The following is a 15,831-nucleotide window of genomic DNA, read 5'->3' as shown; positions in this document are numbered from 1 at the left end:
GACCGGATATATGCGCTTTCCATGAGGTCGGCGGGGCGGTCAGGGCGCCGGAGCGGTGCCGGTGCCTGTGTCCGTGCCGGTGTCCGTGCCGGTGTCCGGCGTCCGGTGCTCGCGCATCATCGCATGCAGCCTCCCGGCGAACGCGAGCAGCACCAGCGACGCCACGATGGAGATCGCGGCCAGGGTGAGGAAGTACGCGGGCTCCGACATGTGGTTCCTCAGCCGCCCCGTCTGCCCGCCCACCGCGTCGCCCACCGAGAAGGAGAGGAACCACAGCCCGAGCATCTGGCTCTTGAACGCCTCGGGGGCGAGCTTGGTGGTGACCGAGAGCCCGACCGGGCTCAGCGCCAGCTCCCCGAAGACCTGGACGAGGTAGACCAGCACCAGCCACCACACCGAGATCCTCCCGGTCTGGGCGAGCAGGGCGGCGAGCGCCATGATCATGAAGCTCAGGCCGTTGACGAGAAGGCCCACCGAGAACTTGTGGGGGGCGGTCACCCGGTTGCCCAGCCGGATCCACAGCGCCGCGAAGACCGGCACGAAGATCATGATGAACAGCGGGTTGAACGCCTGCGTGGTCGCCGGGGTGATCCGCAGCCCGAACAGCGACAGGTCCGTGTCGTTCTGGGCGAAGAACAGCAGCACGGTCGGCGCCAGGTCGTAGACCATCCAGAAGATGGCGGCCGCTATGAACAGCCAGACGTAGGCCTTCATCCGGGAGCGCTCGTCGTCGGTCAGGTTGTGGCTGCCCAGCAGGATGTAGCCGAAGTAGAGCACCGGCACGGCCACGATGAGCAGCGTCATCACCAGGGCGAAGGTGTCCAGGCTGAAGGTGCCCGAGGCCGCCCACACGGCCAGCGCGCCGCCCGCCACGACGACGGCCGCGACGAGCGCGAGGGTGAAGTGCCGGCGCTCGCGCGGGGTCATCCGGTGGCCCGGCCGCTCGCCCACGCCCAGGAGGTGGCGCCTGCCCAGCACGTACTGGACCAGGCCCAGCGCCATGCCGACCGCCGCCGCGCCGAAGCCCAGGTGCCAGCGGTCGCCCTCGGCGAGCCTGCCCACCACGATGGGGGCGATGAAGGCGCCGATGTTGATGCCGAGGTAGAAGATCGAGAAGCCCGCGTCCCTGCGGGCGTCGTCGTCGCGCGGGTAGAGCTTGCCGACCATCGTGGAGATGTTGGGCTTCAGCAGCCCGGTCCCGGCGATGATGAGGAACAGGCCGAGCGCGACGAAGGTGCCGGTCTCGACGGGGATCGCCATGCTGATGTGGCCGCACATGATGACGACGCCGCCGCACAGCACCGCCCTGCGGGCGCCGAGCACCCGGTCGGCGATCCAGCCGCCGGGCAGCGCGACGAGATAGATGAGGGCGCCGTAGATGCCGATGATCGCCTGGGCGGTCTGCTCGGTCAGCCCGAGGCCGCCGGTGGCGGGGGAGGCGGCCATGAAGGTGGCGAGGATGGCCCGCAGCCCGTACCAGCTGAAGCGCTCCCACATCTCGGTGCCGAACAGCGTGGCGAGGCCGCGCGGGTGCCCGAAGAAGGTCCTCTCGCGGGCCCGTGTTCCCGATGGCATGCGTCCCCCCGAACGTCATCGCGTGATCAGAGGCTAACTCTATGTACGCGGCCTGTCGGGACCGGAAGGCCGGTTGTGCAATGTGGCGTTTCTTCTCCCTATCAGGGGCTTGTCCAAGGGGAACGGCGTGTGGTGCGATGCATGCCACTCGTGCAAGTGAGCACTTTCTGGAGGCGCGTCATGGCCGGTGTCCTTGAGGAGCGGGCGGCGATCGAGAGGGAGATCGCGGGCCGTACGGTCTGCGGTCAGCTGAAGGAGGCGGCGGAGAGCAGTCCCGACGCGCCCGCGTACTCCGACCCGGTCGAGGGGGGCTGGTCCACCCTCACGTACTCCCAGGCCAGGCAGCGGGTCCTGGAGATCGCCGCCGGTTTCGCCGCGCTCGGGCTGGAGCCCGGCGAGGCGGTCGCGCTCATGATGGTGAACCGCAGCGAGCACGTGCTGGCCGACCTGGGCGCGGTGCACGCCGGCGCCGTCTCCTGCTCCGTCTACTCGACCTTCGCGCCCGAGCAGGTGGCGTTCGTGGCCGGTGACGTCGCGGCGCGGATCGCGGTGCTCGGCGGACCGGCCGACCTGGCCAGGTGGGAGCCGGTGCTGGACGAGCTCCCCGAGCTGCGCAAGGTCATCGTGCTGGAGGGCGCCCCGGAGGGCGACCGGTTCGTCTCCTGGGACGACTTCCTCATCCTCGGCCGCGAGACGCTCGCCGCCGACCCCGCCGCGGTCGACGCCCGCTGGCAGGCGGTGACCGCCGACGACGTCCTCACCGTCCTGTACACCTCCGGGACCACCGGCAACCCCAAGGGCGTGCCGCTCACCCACGCCAACGTGTTCTTCGAGGTCGTGGCCACCAACCGGATGGCCGAGCTGCCGAGCAACGGTACCCAGATCTCCTACCTCACCTACGCGCACATCGCCGAGCGGGTGCTCAGCCTCTACCTGCCGCTCTTCAAGCTCTCCCACACCCACTTCTGCACCGACCTCGCCCAGCTCGGCGCCACCCTCGGCCAGGTCAAGCCGGTGCTGTTCTTCGGCGTGCCGCGCGTGTGGGAGAAGATGATGGCCCGCTTGCAGGCGCTGCTGGCCACCCAGCCCGAGGAGCAGCAGGAGGGCGTACGCCGGGCGATGGCCGCCGGGCTCGCCTACGTCGAGGCCAACCAGTACGGGCAGACCCCCTCGCCCGAGGTCCTCGCCGCCTACGAGCAGGCCGACGCCGCGCTGCTGTCGATCATCCGGTCGATGATCGGCTTCGAGAACGCGAGCTGGCTCGCCACCGCCGCCGCGCCGATGCCGATCGAGGTCCAGCGCTTCTTTGCGGGCCTCGGCCTGCGGGTCCTCGACGTGTACGGCATGACCGAGACGACCGGCGCGTTCACCGCCAACGCCCCCGAACGCTACAAGCTCGGCACGGTCGGCCAGGCGGGCCCCGGCGTCGAGGTGCGGATCGCCGAGGACGGCGAGATCATCACCCGCAGCCCGGCCAACACCCGCGGCTACCTCGGACGTCCCGAGGCCACCGCCGAGCTCCTCGACGAGGACGGCTGGCTGCACACCGGGGACGTGGGCTCCATCGACGAGGACGGCTTCGTCAGCATCGTCGACCGCAAGAAGGAGATCATCATCACCTCCGGGGGCGAGAACATCTCCCCGGCCAACATCGAGAACCACCTCAAGGAGCACCCGCTCATCGGCCAGGCCCTCGCCTACGGAGACGGCAGGCCGTACCCGGTGGCGGTCCTCACCCTCGACGGCGAGGTGGCCCCCGGCTGGGCGCAGGCCAACGGTGTCTCGTTCACCACCCTGGCCGACCTCGCCGAGCACCCCGACGTCCTCAAGGCCGTCGAGGGCGCGATCGCCGTCGCCAACGAGAAGCTGGCCCGCGTCCAGCAGATCAAGCGCTGGCGCCTGCTGCCGGTGGAGTGGACGGCCGAGAGCACCGAGCTCACACCGAGCCTGAAGCTCAAGCGCCGCGTCATCCACGCCAAGTACGCGGAGATCATCGACGGCATGTACGAGGGCTGATCGCACGGTGTGGACGAAGGCCGATCACGCGGTCCGCACGAGGGCCGACCGTTCGGCCTGTACGAGAGCCGACCGCTCGGCTCGCACGAGAGTTGATCACTAGGAGACCGGGAGCCGCTCACGAGCCGCCCGGCGCCCGCCGTCGCCGGGCGCCGGGTTCTCCTTTTACGTGTCCCCCTGCCCTCTGCCCCCTGCCCTCTGTTTCCCCGGCTTCCCTGTTTTCCGGCTTCCCGGTTTTCGCGCTCCCGGTACCGCGCCGTGTGAAACGTTCACGGACGGCGGGAGCGCCGGAGGCGTCGATCGTCCGGGCGGCGCGCGGGGGCTGAGGCGGGGCCCGGCACGCCCGCCCCGGTCCGGGGCCGGAGCCGCGCGGGCCCGCCGGACCCCCGGACCGGCCCGCCGGGGCGCGAGGGGCGGCTCGCCGGACCGGCCCGGCCCAGGGACGCCGTCCCGATACCGCGACGCCGAAGCCTCCCACCGCCCGGGTCGACCAACTTTCTCCGAAACATTTCGGGTGACCGAGGCGCGTCGAGTTCGCACAATTCCGCGCCGCGAACAACGGTAAGAAAGAGCTTTCTCGCCAAAGGTCCGTTGACAGCTCTCTTGACGGCCCTCGACTGGCGGCTTATATTTCCGCAATATTAATAAAGAGTGTTGAAAGTTTCAGCCTCACGACCCCGATGCTTTCTGGCCGGCAGCGTCAGGCGGCGCCGACGGCCGAAGGGATGGCATGAGCGAACAGGCGGTCCACCGGCGGCGCCCGCGGCCGACGGTGCGCGTTCACCGGCCGGCGGCGGAGACGCGGGGATGAGCGCGACCGGGACGGTCGACGTGCCACCCGGCACCCGGGACGTCCGCGAGGCGACCTCCGGCTCCCCTCGCGGGAGGCGCCCTCCCGGCCGTACCTGGCGCCAGGCGTTGCGCCGCGACTGGCGGCTGTACTCGCTGGCGATCCTCCCGCTGCTGTTCTTCGCGGTGTTCCGGTACCTGCCGATGCTCGGCAACGTGATCGCCTTCCGGAAGTTCGAGCCCGGCGGCAGCGTGCTGGGCGAGGAGTGGGCCGGGCTGCGCTACGTGCGGATGTTCCTGAGCGACCCGGCGTTCTGGCAGGTGTTCACCAACACGCTGGTCCTCGGCGCGCTGACCCTGCTGTTCTGCTTCCCCATGCCGATCGTGCTCGCCCTGCTGATCAACGAGGTCCGGCACCGGCGCCTCAAGCGGTTCGTCCAGTCGGTGTCCTACCTGCCGCACTTCCTGTCGATCGTGGTGGTGGCCGGTCTCGTCATGGAGCTGCTCTCGGTCGACGGGCCGGTGAACCAGGTCATGCGGGTGGCGGGCGGCGACCCCGTCTCGTTCCTGCAGCAGCCGGAGTGGTTCCGCACGATCTACGTCTCCTCGGAGATGTGGCAGACCGTCGGGTGGGGGACGATCCTCTATCTCGCCGCGCTCACCACCATCGACGACCAGCTGTACGAGGCGGCCAGGATCGACGGCGCGGGCCGGTGGCGGCAGACCTGGCACGTGACCCTCCCCGGCATCCGGCCGACCGCGGTCACCCTGCTGATCCTGAACATCGGGGCGTTCATGGCGGTCGGGTTCGAGAAGGTCCTGCTGCTCTACAACCCGCTGACGTACCCGACCGCGGACGTGATCTCCACGTACCTGTACCGGATGGGGGTCGTGTCCAACAACTTCAGCTACGCCACGGCGATCGGCCTGTTCGAGGCCCTGATCGGGCTCGCCCTGGTCCTGTCGGCGAACCTGATCTCCCGCCGCACCCTGGGGACGAGCCTGTGGTGACCGCGGACGGGACCAGGAACAGGACCGGGAACAGGACCGGGGACACGGCCACCGGCAGGACCGTGGACAGGAGCAGGGGCTACCGCGTGTTCCAGGCGGTCAACGCCGTCGTGCTCACCGGCGTCGTGATCGTGACCCTCTACCCCTTCGTCAACGTCGTCGCCCGCTCGCTGAGCGACGAGAACGCCATCCGGTCGGGCCAGGTCAGCCTCGTCCCGCGCGGATTCACCCTCACGACGTACGAGTACGTGATCTCCGACCCGACGTTCTGGACGAACTACCGCAACACGGTCGTCTACACGGTCGTCGCCACGGTGATCGCGATGTTCATGACCACCTGCTACGCCTACGTCCTGTCCAAGAAGCACCTCAAGGGCCGCACGTTCCTGATCGGGATCGCCGTCTTCACCATGTTCTTCTCCGGCGGCATCATCCCCAACTACGTCCTGGTCACCAGCCTCGGGCTGAAGGACAGCATCTGGGCCATCGTCCTGCCGAACGCCGTCAGCGTCTTCAACCTCCTGGTCATGAAGGCGTTCTTCGAGGGGCTGCCGGCCGAGCTGGAGGAGGCCGCCGCGATCGACGGCATGAGCACGTACGGCATCCTGCTCCGGATCGTGCTGCCGCTGTCGAAGGCGGTGATCGCCACGATGGTGCTCTTCTACGCGGTCGCGTTCTGGAACTCGTGGTTCGCCGCGTTCCTCTACATGAGCCAGTCCGACCTCTTCCCGGTGACCGTCTTCCTGCGCAACCTGATCGCCGGCGCCACCGGCGCGTCGTCCGTCGGCGCCGACGCGATGAACCTGACGGTGGCCGCCAACATCAAGGCGGTGACGATGGTGCTCACCGTCCTCCCCATCCTGGCGATCTACCCCTTCGTCCAGCGGTACTTCGTCACCGGCGTCACGCTCGGCGCGGTCAAGGGATAGCCCCGCCGGTTCCCTCCACCCACCCGTTCCCGAAGAGGAGTGCCATGTACGAGATGAACCGGCGCCAGGCGATGGTCGCGATGGGCGCCTTCGCCGTACTCGCCGGCTGCGGCGGTGACGACTCCAAGAAACCGGCCGACGACCTCTCGGCGAACCGGGAAGGCGCGATGCCCGGCTACGGGGCCGGTGTCCAGTTCAAGGCCGCCGTGCCGGTCTCGTTCAGCGTCCTGTACAACAACCACCCGTTCTACCCGATCAAGAACGACTGGCTGTTCTGGTCGGAGCTCACCAAGCGGACCAACGTGACGTTCCAGCCGAGCGTGGTGCCGCTCAGCGACTACGAGAACAAGCGCAGCCTGATGATCGGCGCCGGTGACGCCCCGCTCATCATCCCCAAGACGTATCCCGCCCAGGAGACCCCCTTCGTCGCCTCCGGCGCGATCCTCCCGGTCAGCGACCACCTCGACCTGATGCCGAACTTCAAGGAGAAGGTCGCCAAGTGGAACCTCCAGGCCGACCTGGACACGCTCAGGCAGTCGGACGGCCGCTTCTACGTGCTCCCCGGGCTCCACCAGGACCACTGGGTGGACTACTCCCTGGCGGTCCGCGTGGACGTCCTCGACAAGCTCGGGCTCCAGATCCCGCGGACCTGGGAGGACCTGCGGACCGTGCTGCGGGCGATGAAGGAGGAGTATCCCGACTCCTACCCCTTCTCCGACCGCTGGGGAACCCTCACGCCCGGCGCCAACCTGCTGAACATCATCGGCATCTCCTACGGCGCCCCCGGCGGCTGGGGCTACGGGGAAGGGGTGGTCTGGGACCCCGGCGCCCAGCGGTTCGCCTTCACCGGCGCCATGGAGCCGTACCGGCAGATGCTGGAGTACCTCCACACGCTGGTGCAGGAGAAGCTGCTCGACCCGGAGAGCTTCACGCAGACCGACGACCTGGCGATCCAGAAGCTGGTGTCCGGCAAGTCCTTCGTGATCGGCTCGAACGCGCAGACGCTCGTCAACGAGTACCGGCCGCCGCTGGAGAAGGCGAACCCGGACGCCAGGCTCGTCAAGATCCCGCTGCCCGTCGGCCCGCTCGGGCCCGTCAAGTACGGCGCGGGCAACACCCGCCTGGAGAACGGCGTCATGATCTCCAGGAAGGCCCGCGACAGCGAGAACTTCGTCGCCATGATGCAGTTCGTCGACTGGCTCTGGTACTCCGACGCGGGCCAGGCGTTCGCCAAGTGGGGGGTCGAGGGGACCACGCACACCAAGGACGCGTCCGGGAAGTACAAGCTGGCCTCCGACGTCGACTTCGTCGGGCTCAACCCCGAGGCGCCCAAGCACCTGCAGAAGGACTTCGGCTTCGCCAACGGCGTCTTCGCCTACGGCGGGACCACCGAACTCCTCCAGTCGACCTTCTCCGAGGAGGAGGTGGCGTTCCAGAAGGAGATGAACAGCAGGAAGCCCCTGCCGGTGCCGCCCCCGCACCCGCTCACCGACGAGGAACGCGAGCAGGTGACGCTGTGGCAGACACCGCTGAAGGACCACGTCACCCAGAACACGCTCAAGTTCATCCTCGGCAAGCGCGACTTCGGCGAGTGGGGCACCTACGTCAAGGAACTGGAGGCGAACAACATGCTCTCCTACGTCAACCTGGTGAACGGCGCCTACGAGCGTTTCAAGCAGAAGCACGGATGACGTCCCTGATGACCGGCACGAGCGACCTGACGACCGGCGTGAGCGACCCGATCGGCATGACGGTCGGCGCGACTGGCACGACTGGCACGACCGGCCTGACGACCGGCGCGACTGGCACGATGACCGGCACGGTCGACGCGACGACCGCCCCGATCGACCCGACGGCCAGCACGACCGATCCGACCGGCACGATCGACGCGGAGTTCCCCTGATGACCGACACGACGGCCGGGTCCCGGTTCGGGGTGGGTCCCCTCGCGCGCGCCTCCGCGCTCGTCTACACCCTGCTCGTGGTCGAGTCGCTGTTCCTGCTCACCACCGCGCCGGGCCTGGCCGGGCTCGTGCTGCTCGGCCGGGACGCGGCCAACGTCCCGCTGGCCGCGTGCTGCCTGATCCCGGTCGGCCCGGCGCTCTCGGCCGCGCTGTACGCGCTGCGCCGTCGCCGCCTGGACCTCACCGACCTCCATCCCGGGGCCGCGTTCTGGCGCGGCTACCGGGCCAACCTCGGCGGGGTCCTGAAGCTCTGGATCCCGTGGCTGCTGTGGCTGGCCGTCATCGGGTCGAACCTGGCGAACCTCACCGGCGCGGGCGTCCCGGGGTGGTGGGCCGCGCTGTCGGTCCTGATCGCGGTGGCGGCGGCCCTCTGGATCGCCAACGCACTGGTGATCACCTCCCTGTTCGCGTTCCGCGCGCGGGACGTCGCCCGCCTGGCCGCGTACTTCCTCACCCGTTCCCCCCGGGCCTCGCTGGGCAACGCCGGTCTCCTGGTCCTGGCGGCGGGTCTCACGCTGGTCGCCTCCGAGGCGCTGCCGGTGCTGCTGGCCTCCGTACTCGCGTCGGCGCTCCTGCTGAACAGCCGCCCGATGATCGCCGAGGTACGGGAGAGGTTCACGGCCTGAGACCCGCGGCCCGCGGCCCGCGGCGCGGCGGCATCGACACGGGAGCTCACATGAGGAACACGCGGATGGACGGCCTCAGGAAACGCCTCGGCGGCCTGGCGTTCGGCGGCGACTACAACCCGGAGCAGTGGGACCCCGGCGTCTGGCGGGAGGACGTACGGCTCATGCGGCAGGCCGGCGTCAACCTCGTCACGCTCGGCGTCTTCGCCTGGGCCTCGCTCGAACCGGAGCCGGGAAGGTACGAGTTCGGCTGGATGGACGAGGTCATGGACCTCCTGCACGACGCCGGGATCAGCGTCGACCTGGCCACCCCCACGGCGGCACCGCCCGTGTGGCTCGGGCGGAGGCATCCCGAGGTCCTCCCGGTCATGGCGGACGGCGAGACGTTCGGCTTCGGGAACCGCCTGCACTACGACCCCTCGTCCCCGATCTACCGCCGGTACGCGGCGGGCATCACCACCAGGCTCGCCGAGCGCTACTCCTCCCACCCCGCGCTGGCCATGTGGCACATCGGCAACGAGTACGGGCCCACGGCGTACAACGAGGCGAGCTCGGCCGGCTTCCGGCGGTGGCTGGAACGCAGGTACGGCGACCTCGGCACCCTCAACGAGGCGTGGACGACCCGGTTCTGGGGCCAGGTCTACACCGGCTGGGACCAGATCGAGGTGCCGGACGTGCCGCGCGCCTGGATGAACCCCGGCCGCATCCTGGACTTCAAGCGCTTCACCTCCGACGCGCTCCTGGAGTGCTACGTCGCCGAACGGGACATCGTCCGCTCCTTCCGCGACGACCTCCCGGTGCTGACCAACTTCATGCGCTTCTACCGCCACGCCGACTACTGGAGGTGGGCTCCCGAGGAGGACGCCGCGGCACTGGACATCTACCCCGACCCCGCCCAGCCGGACTCGCACGTGCCCGCGGCCTTCCAGTTCGACCTGTTCCGCTCGCTCAAGGGCGGGCAGCCGTGGCTGCTCATGGAACAGGCGGCGAGCGCGGTGAGCCAGTGGAGGCTCAACGTCGTCAAGGAGCCGGGACGGATGAGGCTCGGCTCGCTCCAGGCGGTGGCCCGCGGCGCCGACTCGGTCATGTTCTTCCAGTGGCGCGCCTCCCGGGGCGGGCAGGAACGCTTCCACTCCGCGATGCTGCCGCACTCCGGGCCCGGCTCGCGCACCTTCCGCGAGGTCGCCGACCTCGGCCGCGAGGCCGGGCTGCTGTCGCCCGTCGCGGGCACGACCTCGCGTGCCGAGATCGCCGTACTGTTCGACTGGAACTGCTGGTGGGGGCTGGAGGAGGTCGCCGGGCTGCCCCGCAACGACTTTGGTTACGCCGACACCGTCATGCGCCACTACAGGCCGCTGTGGGAGCACCACCACGCCGTCGACGTCGTGTCCCCGCACAGCGACCTCGCACCGTACAGGGTGCTGGTCGTCCCCAACGCCTACCTCGTCGACGACCGGGGGGTGGCGGCCGTCACCGCGTTCGCCCGCTCCGGCGGGACCGTCGTCGTCTCCTTCTTCTCCGGCGTGGTGGACGAGTGCAACCGCGTCCGTCCCGGCGGCTACCCCGGCGCCTTCCGCCACCTCATCGGCGCCAGGATCGACGAGTACTGGCCCGCGCGCCCGGGGGAGCGGTTCACCGTCAGGTTCGCCGACGGGCGCACCGCGACCGCGGACTGGTGGCGCGAGGACCTCCACCTGGAGAACGGCGTCGCCCTGGCGACCTACGCCGACGGCCTGCTCGAAGGACGCGCCGCGGTCGTCGCCAACGACTACGGCTCCGGCCGGGTCGTTTACCTCGCCACCCTCCTGGAGGAGTCCGCCTTCGACGCCGTACTGCTCGGCGAGGTCGAGGCGGCCGGGGTGGAGAGCCGCTTCGCCGACGTCCCCGCCCACGTCGAGTGCGCGGTACGCGAGGACGCGGAGCACGAGTACCTCTTCCTGCTCAACCACGACGCCGCCCGCGCCGCCGCCGTCCACCTCCCGGGCGGCGGCCGGGACCTGCTCACCGGTACGCCGGCCGGCGAGGAGGTCACCCTCCCCCCTCTCGGCGCGGCCGTCATCCAGCGAGGGTTGTGAACGCGTCCGGGCGCCCCGGCATCCGGCTGGCACACCGATCCCACCAGAGGGGAGCAAGGGGAGCGACCGGGCCGGGGGTCTGATCTGCCCCCGGCTTTGTCGTCGGTGGCCGGGAAACGGCCGGGCCGGGGTCTGGTCCGCGCTCGGCTTCGTCGTCGGTGGCCGGGAAACGGCCGGACCCGGGTCTCACTCACCCTCGGCTCCGCTGTCGGTGGCCGGGAAACGGCCGAACCCGGGTCTCACTCACCCCCGGCTCCGCTGTCGGTGGCAGGGGAGCGGCCGGACTCAAGTCTCACCCACCCCCGGCTTTGTCGTCGGTGGCCGGGAGCGGCCGGATCCCGGGGCTTTTCCCGGTGGACGGCCCTCGCTTTGCCCAACGGGGCGTGTGTCCTCTACCTGCTTGTTACCGGCGGCCTCCTAGCGTCCTGATCATGACGATGAGAGTCCTTCTCGCATCCCTGGCGGCCGGGGCAGTGACCCTGCCGGTACCGGCCGGAGCCCCGGCCGCGGCCGTCGAGGACCTGACGATCCGCTCGGTGACCCTGCACCCCGCCACCCCCGTGGTCGGCCCCGCCGACTCCGTACGCATGGTGATAGAGGTGGTGGCCAGGGGCGTCACCGGCCCCGAGGGGGTGAGGATCAAGGTCGAGCCCGGTGCGCCTCCCGCCTCGGCGGGCCCGTCCTTCCCCGTCACCGCGCCCCGCCCCGGGGCGCCCGGACGCCCGGCGCCCGAACGGGGACCGGCCCTCGCGCCCGGACCCGCACCCGGCCCGATAGTGACCGCCCGCCTCGCACCTGGCCCGATATCGACCGCTCGCCTCGCTCCCGGCGCGGCCGAGGCGACGGCGGGCAGGATCGTCTCCCGCCCGGGGGAGGGCTGGGTGACCTGGCGGTTCGCCCCGGAGAAGAGCCTGAGCCGCTGGTACCCGGCGGGGCCGTGGACGGTCTCCGTGACCGCCAGGGGCGCGGACGGCGCCGAGGTCACCGGGCACACGGGTTTCCTGCTGAAGCGCCTGACCAGGTTCGGCGGGGTGGAGGCCGTCAGGGGGAACTCGGGCGTGCGGGTGACGGGCGTGCTGAACCGGGTCGACCCGCAGGGGGCCCTCGACTACGCGCCCTTCCCCGGCCAGCCCGTCGAGATCCTGCACCGGCCGGGGGAGAAGGCCGGATGGACGAAGGTGGCCGGCGCCACGACCGACTCCCACGGACGCTTCGCCCGGACCGTGGGCGACCGCACGGGCGGTGAGTGGCGGATCCGCTTCCAGGGCACCAGCCACTACGCGCCCAGGCTGGGCATCGTCCACCAGGTGACGCGCTAGCCGGCGTCTCCCGCCGATCGCCGACCGGCCGGCCCAAGACGAAGCTCCGGCGGGTTGGCGAGGCAGGCCATACCGAGCACGACCAGGCCGAGCCAACCCGACCAGGCCAGGCCGAGCCCCCCCGACCAGAATCGGGTCAGGCCAGGATCAGGTCAGGCCAGGGCGTGTACAGCCGCGCCGAACAGGGAGGGCATCCGCCGGGCGGCCGGGACGATCAGCCGTCCCGCCGTCCAGTACCGGCGGGTGCCCACCAGCGCCCCGGTGAGCAGCCGGTGCCGCCGCGACAGCCGCAGCCAGGCCGCCTCGTACGACCCCGGCGTACCGGCCCGCAGGCAGTCGACCAGCAGCCGCGCGGACGTCAGCGCGAGCGACACCCCCTCCCCGGTGAGCGCGTCGACGTAGCCGGCCGCGTCACCGACGAGCAGCACCCGCCCGGCCACCCGGGCGCGTACCCGCTGGCGCAGCGGCCCCGCGCCGCGCACCGGGGTCGCGGCCGGTCCCTCCAGCCGTTCCAGGAGCGCGGGGAAGTCCGCTAAGTGCTCCGGGTAGCCGCGTCGCCGCGAGCTCAGCACGGCGACGCCCACCAGGTTCTCGCCCACCGGCGTCACGTACGCCTCGCCGTCCGCGGCCCAGTGAACCTCGACGAAGTCCGTCCACGGCGCGACCGGGTAGTGCCGCCGCAGCCCGTACCTGCGCGGCCCACGATCCGGCAGCTCCAGCCCGAGCAGGGCGCGCAGCGGGGAGTGCAGGCCGTCCGCGGCGACCAGCCAGCGGGCCCGCAGCCCGGCCGCCTCGACCCCGCGGCCGTCCTGCCGCACGCCGTCCACCTTGCCGGGCACGACCTCCACGCCCAGCTCCCGCGCCCGCCGGGCGAGCGCGGCGTGCAGCGCGGTCCGCCGCACCCCCAGGCCCGACCCGTCGCGGAACGCCGCCTCCACCGCGTACCGGCTGTCCAGGTAGCGGATGCCGCGCAGCGGCCTGCCCTCGACCCGCACCCCCAGCGACCCCAGGGCGGCGATCCCGCTGGGCATCAGCCCCTCGCCGCACGCCTTGTCCACGGGTACGGCCCTGGGCTCGACGACGACCGCCTCCATCCCGGCCAGCGCGGCGTGGATCGCGGTGGCCAGCCCCGCCGGCCCCCCGCCCGCGATCAGGACGTCGATCACGCCGACGCCCCGCCGGTGGACGGCGGCGCGCCGGCGGGAGGCGCGGGCGGCGTCGTGACGAGCGAGGCCAGGGCGTCGTTCTCGCAGCGGATCCGTACCACCATCAGCGCGGCGTTCAGCACGGTGAACACCAGCGCGGTGACCCACGCGGTGTGCACCAGGGGAAGCGCCGCCCCCTCGACGGCCACCGCGACGTAGTTGGGGTGGCGCAGCCACCGCAGCCGGTAGGGGCCGCGCTCCACCGTCGGCATACCGGGTACGACGATGACCTGGGTGTTCCACTGCGGGCCCAGCGCGGTGATGCACCACCAGCGCAGACCCTGCGCGGCGACCACCAGGACGAGCATCGGCCAGCCGAGCACGGGCACGAAGGGCCGGTCGGCCAGGCCCGCCTCGATCAGGCATCCGGCGAGCAGGCCGGTGTGCAGGACGACCATCCACGGGTAGTGCCCCTGCCCGGACAACACCCCGCCGCGCGCCATGCTCCAGCGCGCGTTGCGGCGCGCGACGACGAGCTCGGCGACCCGCTCCAGGCCGACGAGCAGCACGAGCAGCAGGTACCAGGACGACAGATGCCAGGACATCGGGCTCCTACCAGCGCAGCAGTACGAGTTCGGAGCAGAAGCCCGGCCCCATCGCGAGGAGGAGTCCCGGTGTGCCCGGCGGCGGTGGCCGCAGGGCGAGCGTATCCCGCAGGACGTGCAGGACGGAGGAGGAGGACAGGTTCCCGATCGCCGCGAGCGAGCGCCAGGTGAGGTCCAGCGCGCCCTCGGGAAGCCGCAGCGTCTCCGCCACCGCCTCCAGCACCTTCGGGCCGCCCGGGTGGCAGACCCAGGCGGTCACGTCCTCGACCCTCAGGCCGTGGTCGCCCAGGAAGCCGTGCACGTCGTCCGCCAGGTAGGTGCGCACCACCTCGGGAACGCTCGCGTCGAGCACCACCCGGAAGCCGGTGTCGCCGACGTGCCAGCCCATCACGTGCTCGGATCCCGGATACAGGTGGCTGCGCGAGGCCACCACCGTCGGCCCCGTCGTCGCGACCGGCGCCTCCGGGACATCGAGCGCCCCCACCGGTTCGGGGAGCCGCAGGTGCGTCACGGGCGCGCCGGTCGCGGGGGAGGACCACGCGGCTCCCGAAGGCGCCGGGGACGCGAAGGACCCGGAGGTTCCAGAGGTTCCGGAGAGGGGAAGCCGGTGATGCGCGGCGGACGACCCGTTCGTCGTGTTCACCGGATCCGCCGCATCCGCCGGATCCATCGCATCCGACGGACCTGCCGGATCTGCCGGAGGGGACCCCGCGGGTCCCGCGGGCCGGGTCGTCGCGGACGCGCCGTTCGCCCCGGCGGCGCGAAAGGCCGCTGTGGACGCGGAGGATCCGGTGGACGCGGTACGCCGTGGCCGCCACTCGTCGCCGCGGGCCACCACGGCCGTCGCCCCGTCGCCGAACAGGGCGCTCGCCACCATGTTGGCGATGGAGGCGTCACCGCGCTGCAGGGTGAGCGAGCACAGCTCGACCGAGAGCAGCACCGCGAGATGGTCCGGCCAGCCGCGCAGATAGTCGTGGAGACGGGCGATCCCGGCCGCCCCCGCGACACATCCCAGGCCGAAGACCGGTATCCGCTTGACGTCGGGGCGCAGCCCGAGCCGCCCGGCCAGCCTGGCGTCCACCGAGGGCGCGGCGACACCGGTCACCGAGGTGAAGAGGATCATGTCCACGTCCTCGGGGAGGACTCCCGCGTCCTGCAGCGCCCCGCCCACCGCCTCGACGCCCAGCTCCACGGCCGTCTCCACGAAGGCGTCGTTGGCCGCGCCGAAGCCGTCCAGCTTGGCGTACCGTTCCAGCGGCAGCGTCAGGTGCCGTGACTCCACCCGCGCGGAGGCGTGCAGCCTGTCGAGCAGCAGGCGGCTGGCCCCCTTGGGAAGGCACGCTCGCGCGAACGCGTCGGTGATCTCTGCCTGGGAGTGGTGGTTCGGCGGGAGTGCGCCGCGGACAGCGACGATTCGCGTCATCTGGTAACTCCCGGCTCGCGAACAGCGGACACCTCCCTTTTGCCCATCTGCCGCGTGCGGCATGCGTCAAGAAGCCCTCCATGCCCGCCCGCCAAGGCCTTCCGGCCCGCACGAGAACCGTGCCCAGCCTCCGCGAGGTCCACGCGAGACCCGCCTTCCGACCTCGTGGAATCCGTGAGAGCCTCGTGAAGTCTGGGAGAGAGCTGCGTTCTGACCTGGTGAAGGCCAGGAGAGAGCCGGCTCTCACCCCGTGAGGCGGGCGGCCGGAAGGCGGGGCCCGCGATCCGGCTCTCGATCCGGTTCACGAGGGAGCCCGCGAGGGGGCCCGCGCTCCGCGAGGTTCCCGCCTACGATC

The 15,831-nt window shown here is 71.2% G+C and carries 12 protein-coding genes; 8 read left to right on the top strand and 4 right to left on the bottom strand.

Features of this window, described 5'->3' with window-relative positions:
- Nucleotides 1-39: 39 nt before the first annotated feature.
- Nucleotides 40-1,575, bottom strand: a complete 1,536-nt coding sequence (locus tag ABT053_RS06580) for a peptide MFS transporter (RefSeq protein WP_350967866.1) — start codon at nucleotides 1,573-1,575, stop codon at nucleotides 40-42.
- A 180-nt stretch (nucleotides 1,576-1,755) separates the two neighbouring features.
- On the opposite strand from ABT053_RS06580, the gene ABT053_RS06575 reads away from it, so the two are divergent.
- The 8 genes from ABT053_RS06575 (at nucleotide 1,756) to ABT053_RS06540 (ending at nucleotide 12,303) form a co-directional block, all read left to right on the top strand.
- On the top strand, nucleotides 1,756-3,591 hold the full coding sequence (locus ABT053_RS06575) for an AMP-dependent synthetase/ligase (protein WP_350967974.1): 1,836 nt from the start codon (nucleotides 1,756-1,758) through the stop codon (nucleotides 3,589-3,591).
- 807 nt (nucleotides 3,592-4,398) lie between these two features.
- Complete coding sequence (locus ABT053_RS06570; RefSeq protein WP_350967865.1) at nucleotides 4,399-5,391, top strand: ABC transporter permease; 993 nt, start codon at nucleotides 4,399-4,401, stop codon at nucleotides 5,389-5,391.
- Complete coding sequence (locus tag ABT053_RS06565) at nucleotides 5,388-6,320, top strand: carbohydrate ABC transporter permease (protein WP_350967864.1); 933 nt, start codon at nucleotides 5,388-5,390, stop codon at nucleotides 6,318-6,320. Before ABT053_RS06570 ends, ABT053_RS06565 begins: the two co-directional genes overlap by 4 nt.
- Before the next feature lie 44 nt (nucleotides 6,321-6,364).
- Nucleotides 6,365-8,011, top strand: a complete 1,647-nt coding sequence (locus tag ABT053_RS06560; protein WP_350967863.1) for an ABC transporter substrate-binding protein — start codon at nucleotides 6,365-6,367, stop codon at nucleotides 8,009-8,011.
- Entirely contained in the window at nucleotides 8,008-8,223 is a 216-nt protein-coding gene (locus tag ABT053_RS06555; RefSeq protein ID WP_350967862.1) for a hypothetical protein, read from the top strand. The genes ABT053_RS06560 and ABT053_RS06555 overlap by 4 nt, the downstream gene beginning before the upstream one ends.
- Nucleotides 8,223-8,909 carry a DUF624 domain-containing protein gene (locus tag ABT053_RS06550; RefSeq protein WP_350967861.1) on the top strand — a complete coding sequence of 229 codons (687 nt, stop codon included), beginning with the start codon at nucleotides 8,223-8,225 and terminating at the stop codon, nucleotides 8,907-8,909. The genes ABT053_RS06555 and ABT053_RS06550 overlap by 1 nt, the downstream gene beginning before the upstream one ends.
- Nucleotides 8,910-8,959: 50 nt before the next feature.
- On the top strand, nucleotides 8,960-10,984 hold the full coding sequence (locus ABT053_RS06545) for a beta-galactosidase (protein ID WP_350967860.1): 2,025 nt from the start codon (nucleotides 8,960-8,962) through the stop codon (nucleotides 10,982-10,984).
- A gap of 431 nt (nucleotides 10,985-11,415) precedes the next feature.
- Nucleotides 11,416-12,303, top strand: coding sequence for a hypothetical protein (locus tag ABT053_RS06540; RefSeq protein WP_350967859.1), 888 nt, complete (start codon nucleotides 11,416-11,418; stop codon nucleotides 12,301-12,303).
- A gap of 152 nt (nucleotides 12,304-12,455) precedes the next feature.
- On the opposite strand, the gene ABT053_RS06535 is transcribed toward ABT053_RS06540, so the two are convergent.
- The 3 genes from ABT053_RS06535 to ABT053_RS06525 are packed head-to-tail and all read right to left on the bottom strand — an operon-like array spanning nucleotide 12,456 to nucleotide 15,476.
- On the bottom strand, nucleotides 12,456-13,469 hold the full coding sequence (locus ABT053_RS06535; protein ID WP_350967858.1) for an NAD(P)/FAD-dependent oxidoreductase: 1,014 nt from the start codon (nucleotides 13,467-13,469) through the stop codon (nucleotides 12,456-12,458).
- Complete coding sequence (locus ABT053_RS06530) at nucleotides 13,466-14,053, bottom strand: isoprenylcysteine carboxyl methyltransferase family protein (protein ID WP_350967857.1); 588 nt, start codon at nucleotides 14,051-14,053, stop codon at nucleotides 13,466-13,468. Before ABT053_RS06530 ends, ABT053_RS06535 begins: the two co-directional genes overlap by 4 nt.
- Before the next feature lie 7 nt (nucleotides 14,054-14,060).
- Nucleotides 14,061-15,476, bottom strand: coding sequence for a type III polyketide synthase (locus ABT053_RS06525; protein WP_350967856.1), 1,416 nt, complete (start codon nucleotides 15,474-15,476; stop codon nucleotides 14,061-14,063).
- Nucleotides 15,477-15,831 lie beyond the last annotated feature (355 nt).

Origin of the sequence: Streptosporangium sp. NPDC002524, assembly GCF_040295985.1 — a bacterium.
Taxonomy (GTDB): domain Bacteria; phylum Actinomycetota; class Actinomycetes; order Streptosporangiales; family Streptosporangiaceae; genus Streptosporangium.
Note: the sequence above shows the minus strand (reverse complement) of the source record. Positions and strands in the feature narration are given on the sequence as shown.

Bases quoted from the DNA above. Each gene is read 5' to 3' on its own strand.
- ABT053_RS06555 (WP_350967862.1), top strand. From the start codon at position 8,008: ATGACGTCCCTGATGACCGGCACGAGCGACCTGACGACCGGCGTGAGC.
- ABT053_RS06525 (WP_350967856.1), bottom strand. From the start codon at position 15,476: ATGACGCGAATCGTCGCTGTCCGCGGCGCACTCCCGCCGAACCACCAC.
- ABT053_RS06550 (WP_350967861.1), top strand. From the start codon at position 8,223: ATGACCGACACGACGGCCGGGTCCCGGTTCGGGGTGGGTCCCCTCGCG.
- ABT053_RS06570 (WP_350967865.1), top strand. From the start codon at position 4,399: ATGAGCGCGACCGGGACGGTCGACGTGCCACCCGGCACCCGGGACGTC.
- ABT053_RS06545 (WP_350967860.1), top strand. From the start codon at position 8,960: ATGAGGAACACGCGGATGGACGGCCTCAGGAAACGCCTCGGCGGCCTG.
- ABT053_RS06540 (WP_350967859.1), top strand. From the start codon at position 11,416: ATGACGATGAGAGTCCTTCTCGCATCCCTGGCGGCCGGGGCAGTGACC.
- ABT053_RS06530 (WP_350967857.1), bottom strand. From the start codon at position 14,053: ATGTCCTGGCATCTGTCGTCCTGGTACCTGCTGCTCGTGCTGCTCGTC.
- ABT053_RS06560 (WP_350967863.1), top strand. From the start codon at position 6,365: ATGTACGAGATGAACCGGCGCCAGGCGATGGTCGCGATGGGCGCCTTC.
- ABT053_RS06580 (WP_350967866.1), bottom strand. From the start codon at position 1,575: ATGCCATCGGGAACACGGGCCCGCGAGAGGACCTTCTTCGGGCACCCG.
- ABT053_RS06575 (WP_350967974.1), top strand. From the start codon at position 1,756: ATGGCCGGTGTCCTTGAGGAGCGGGCGGCGATCGAGAGGGAGATCGCG.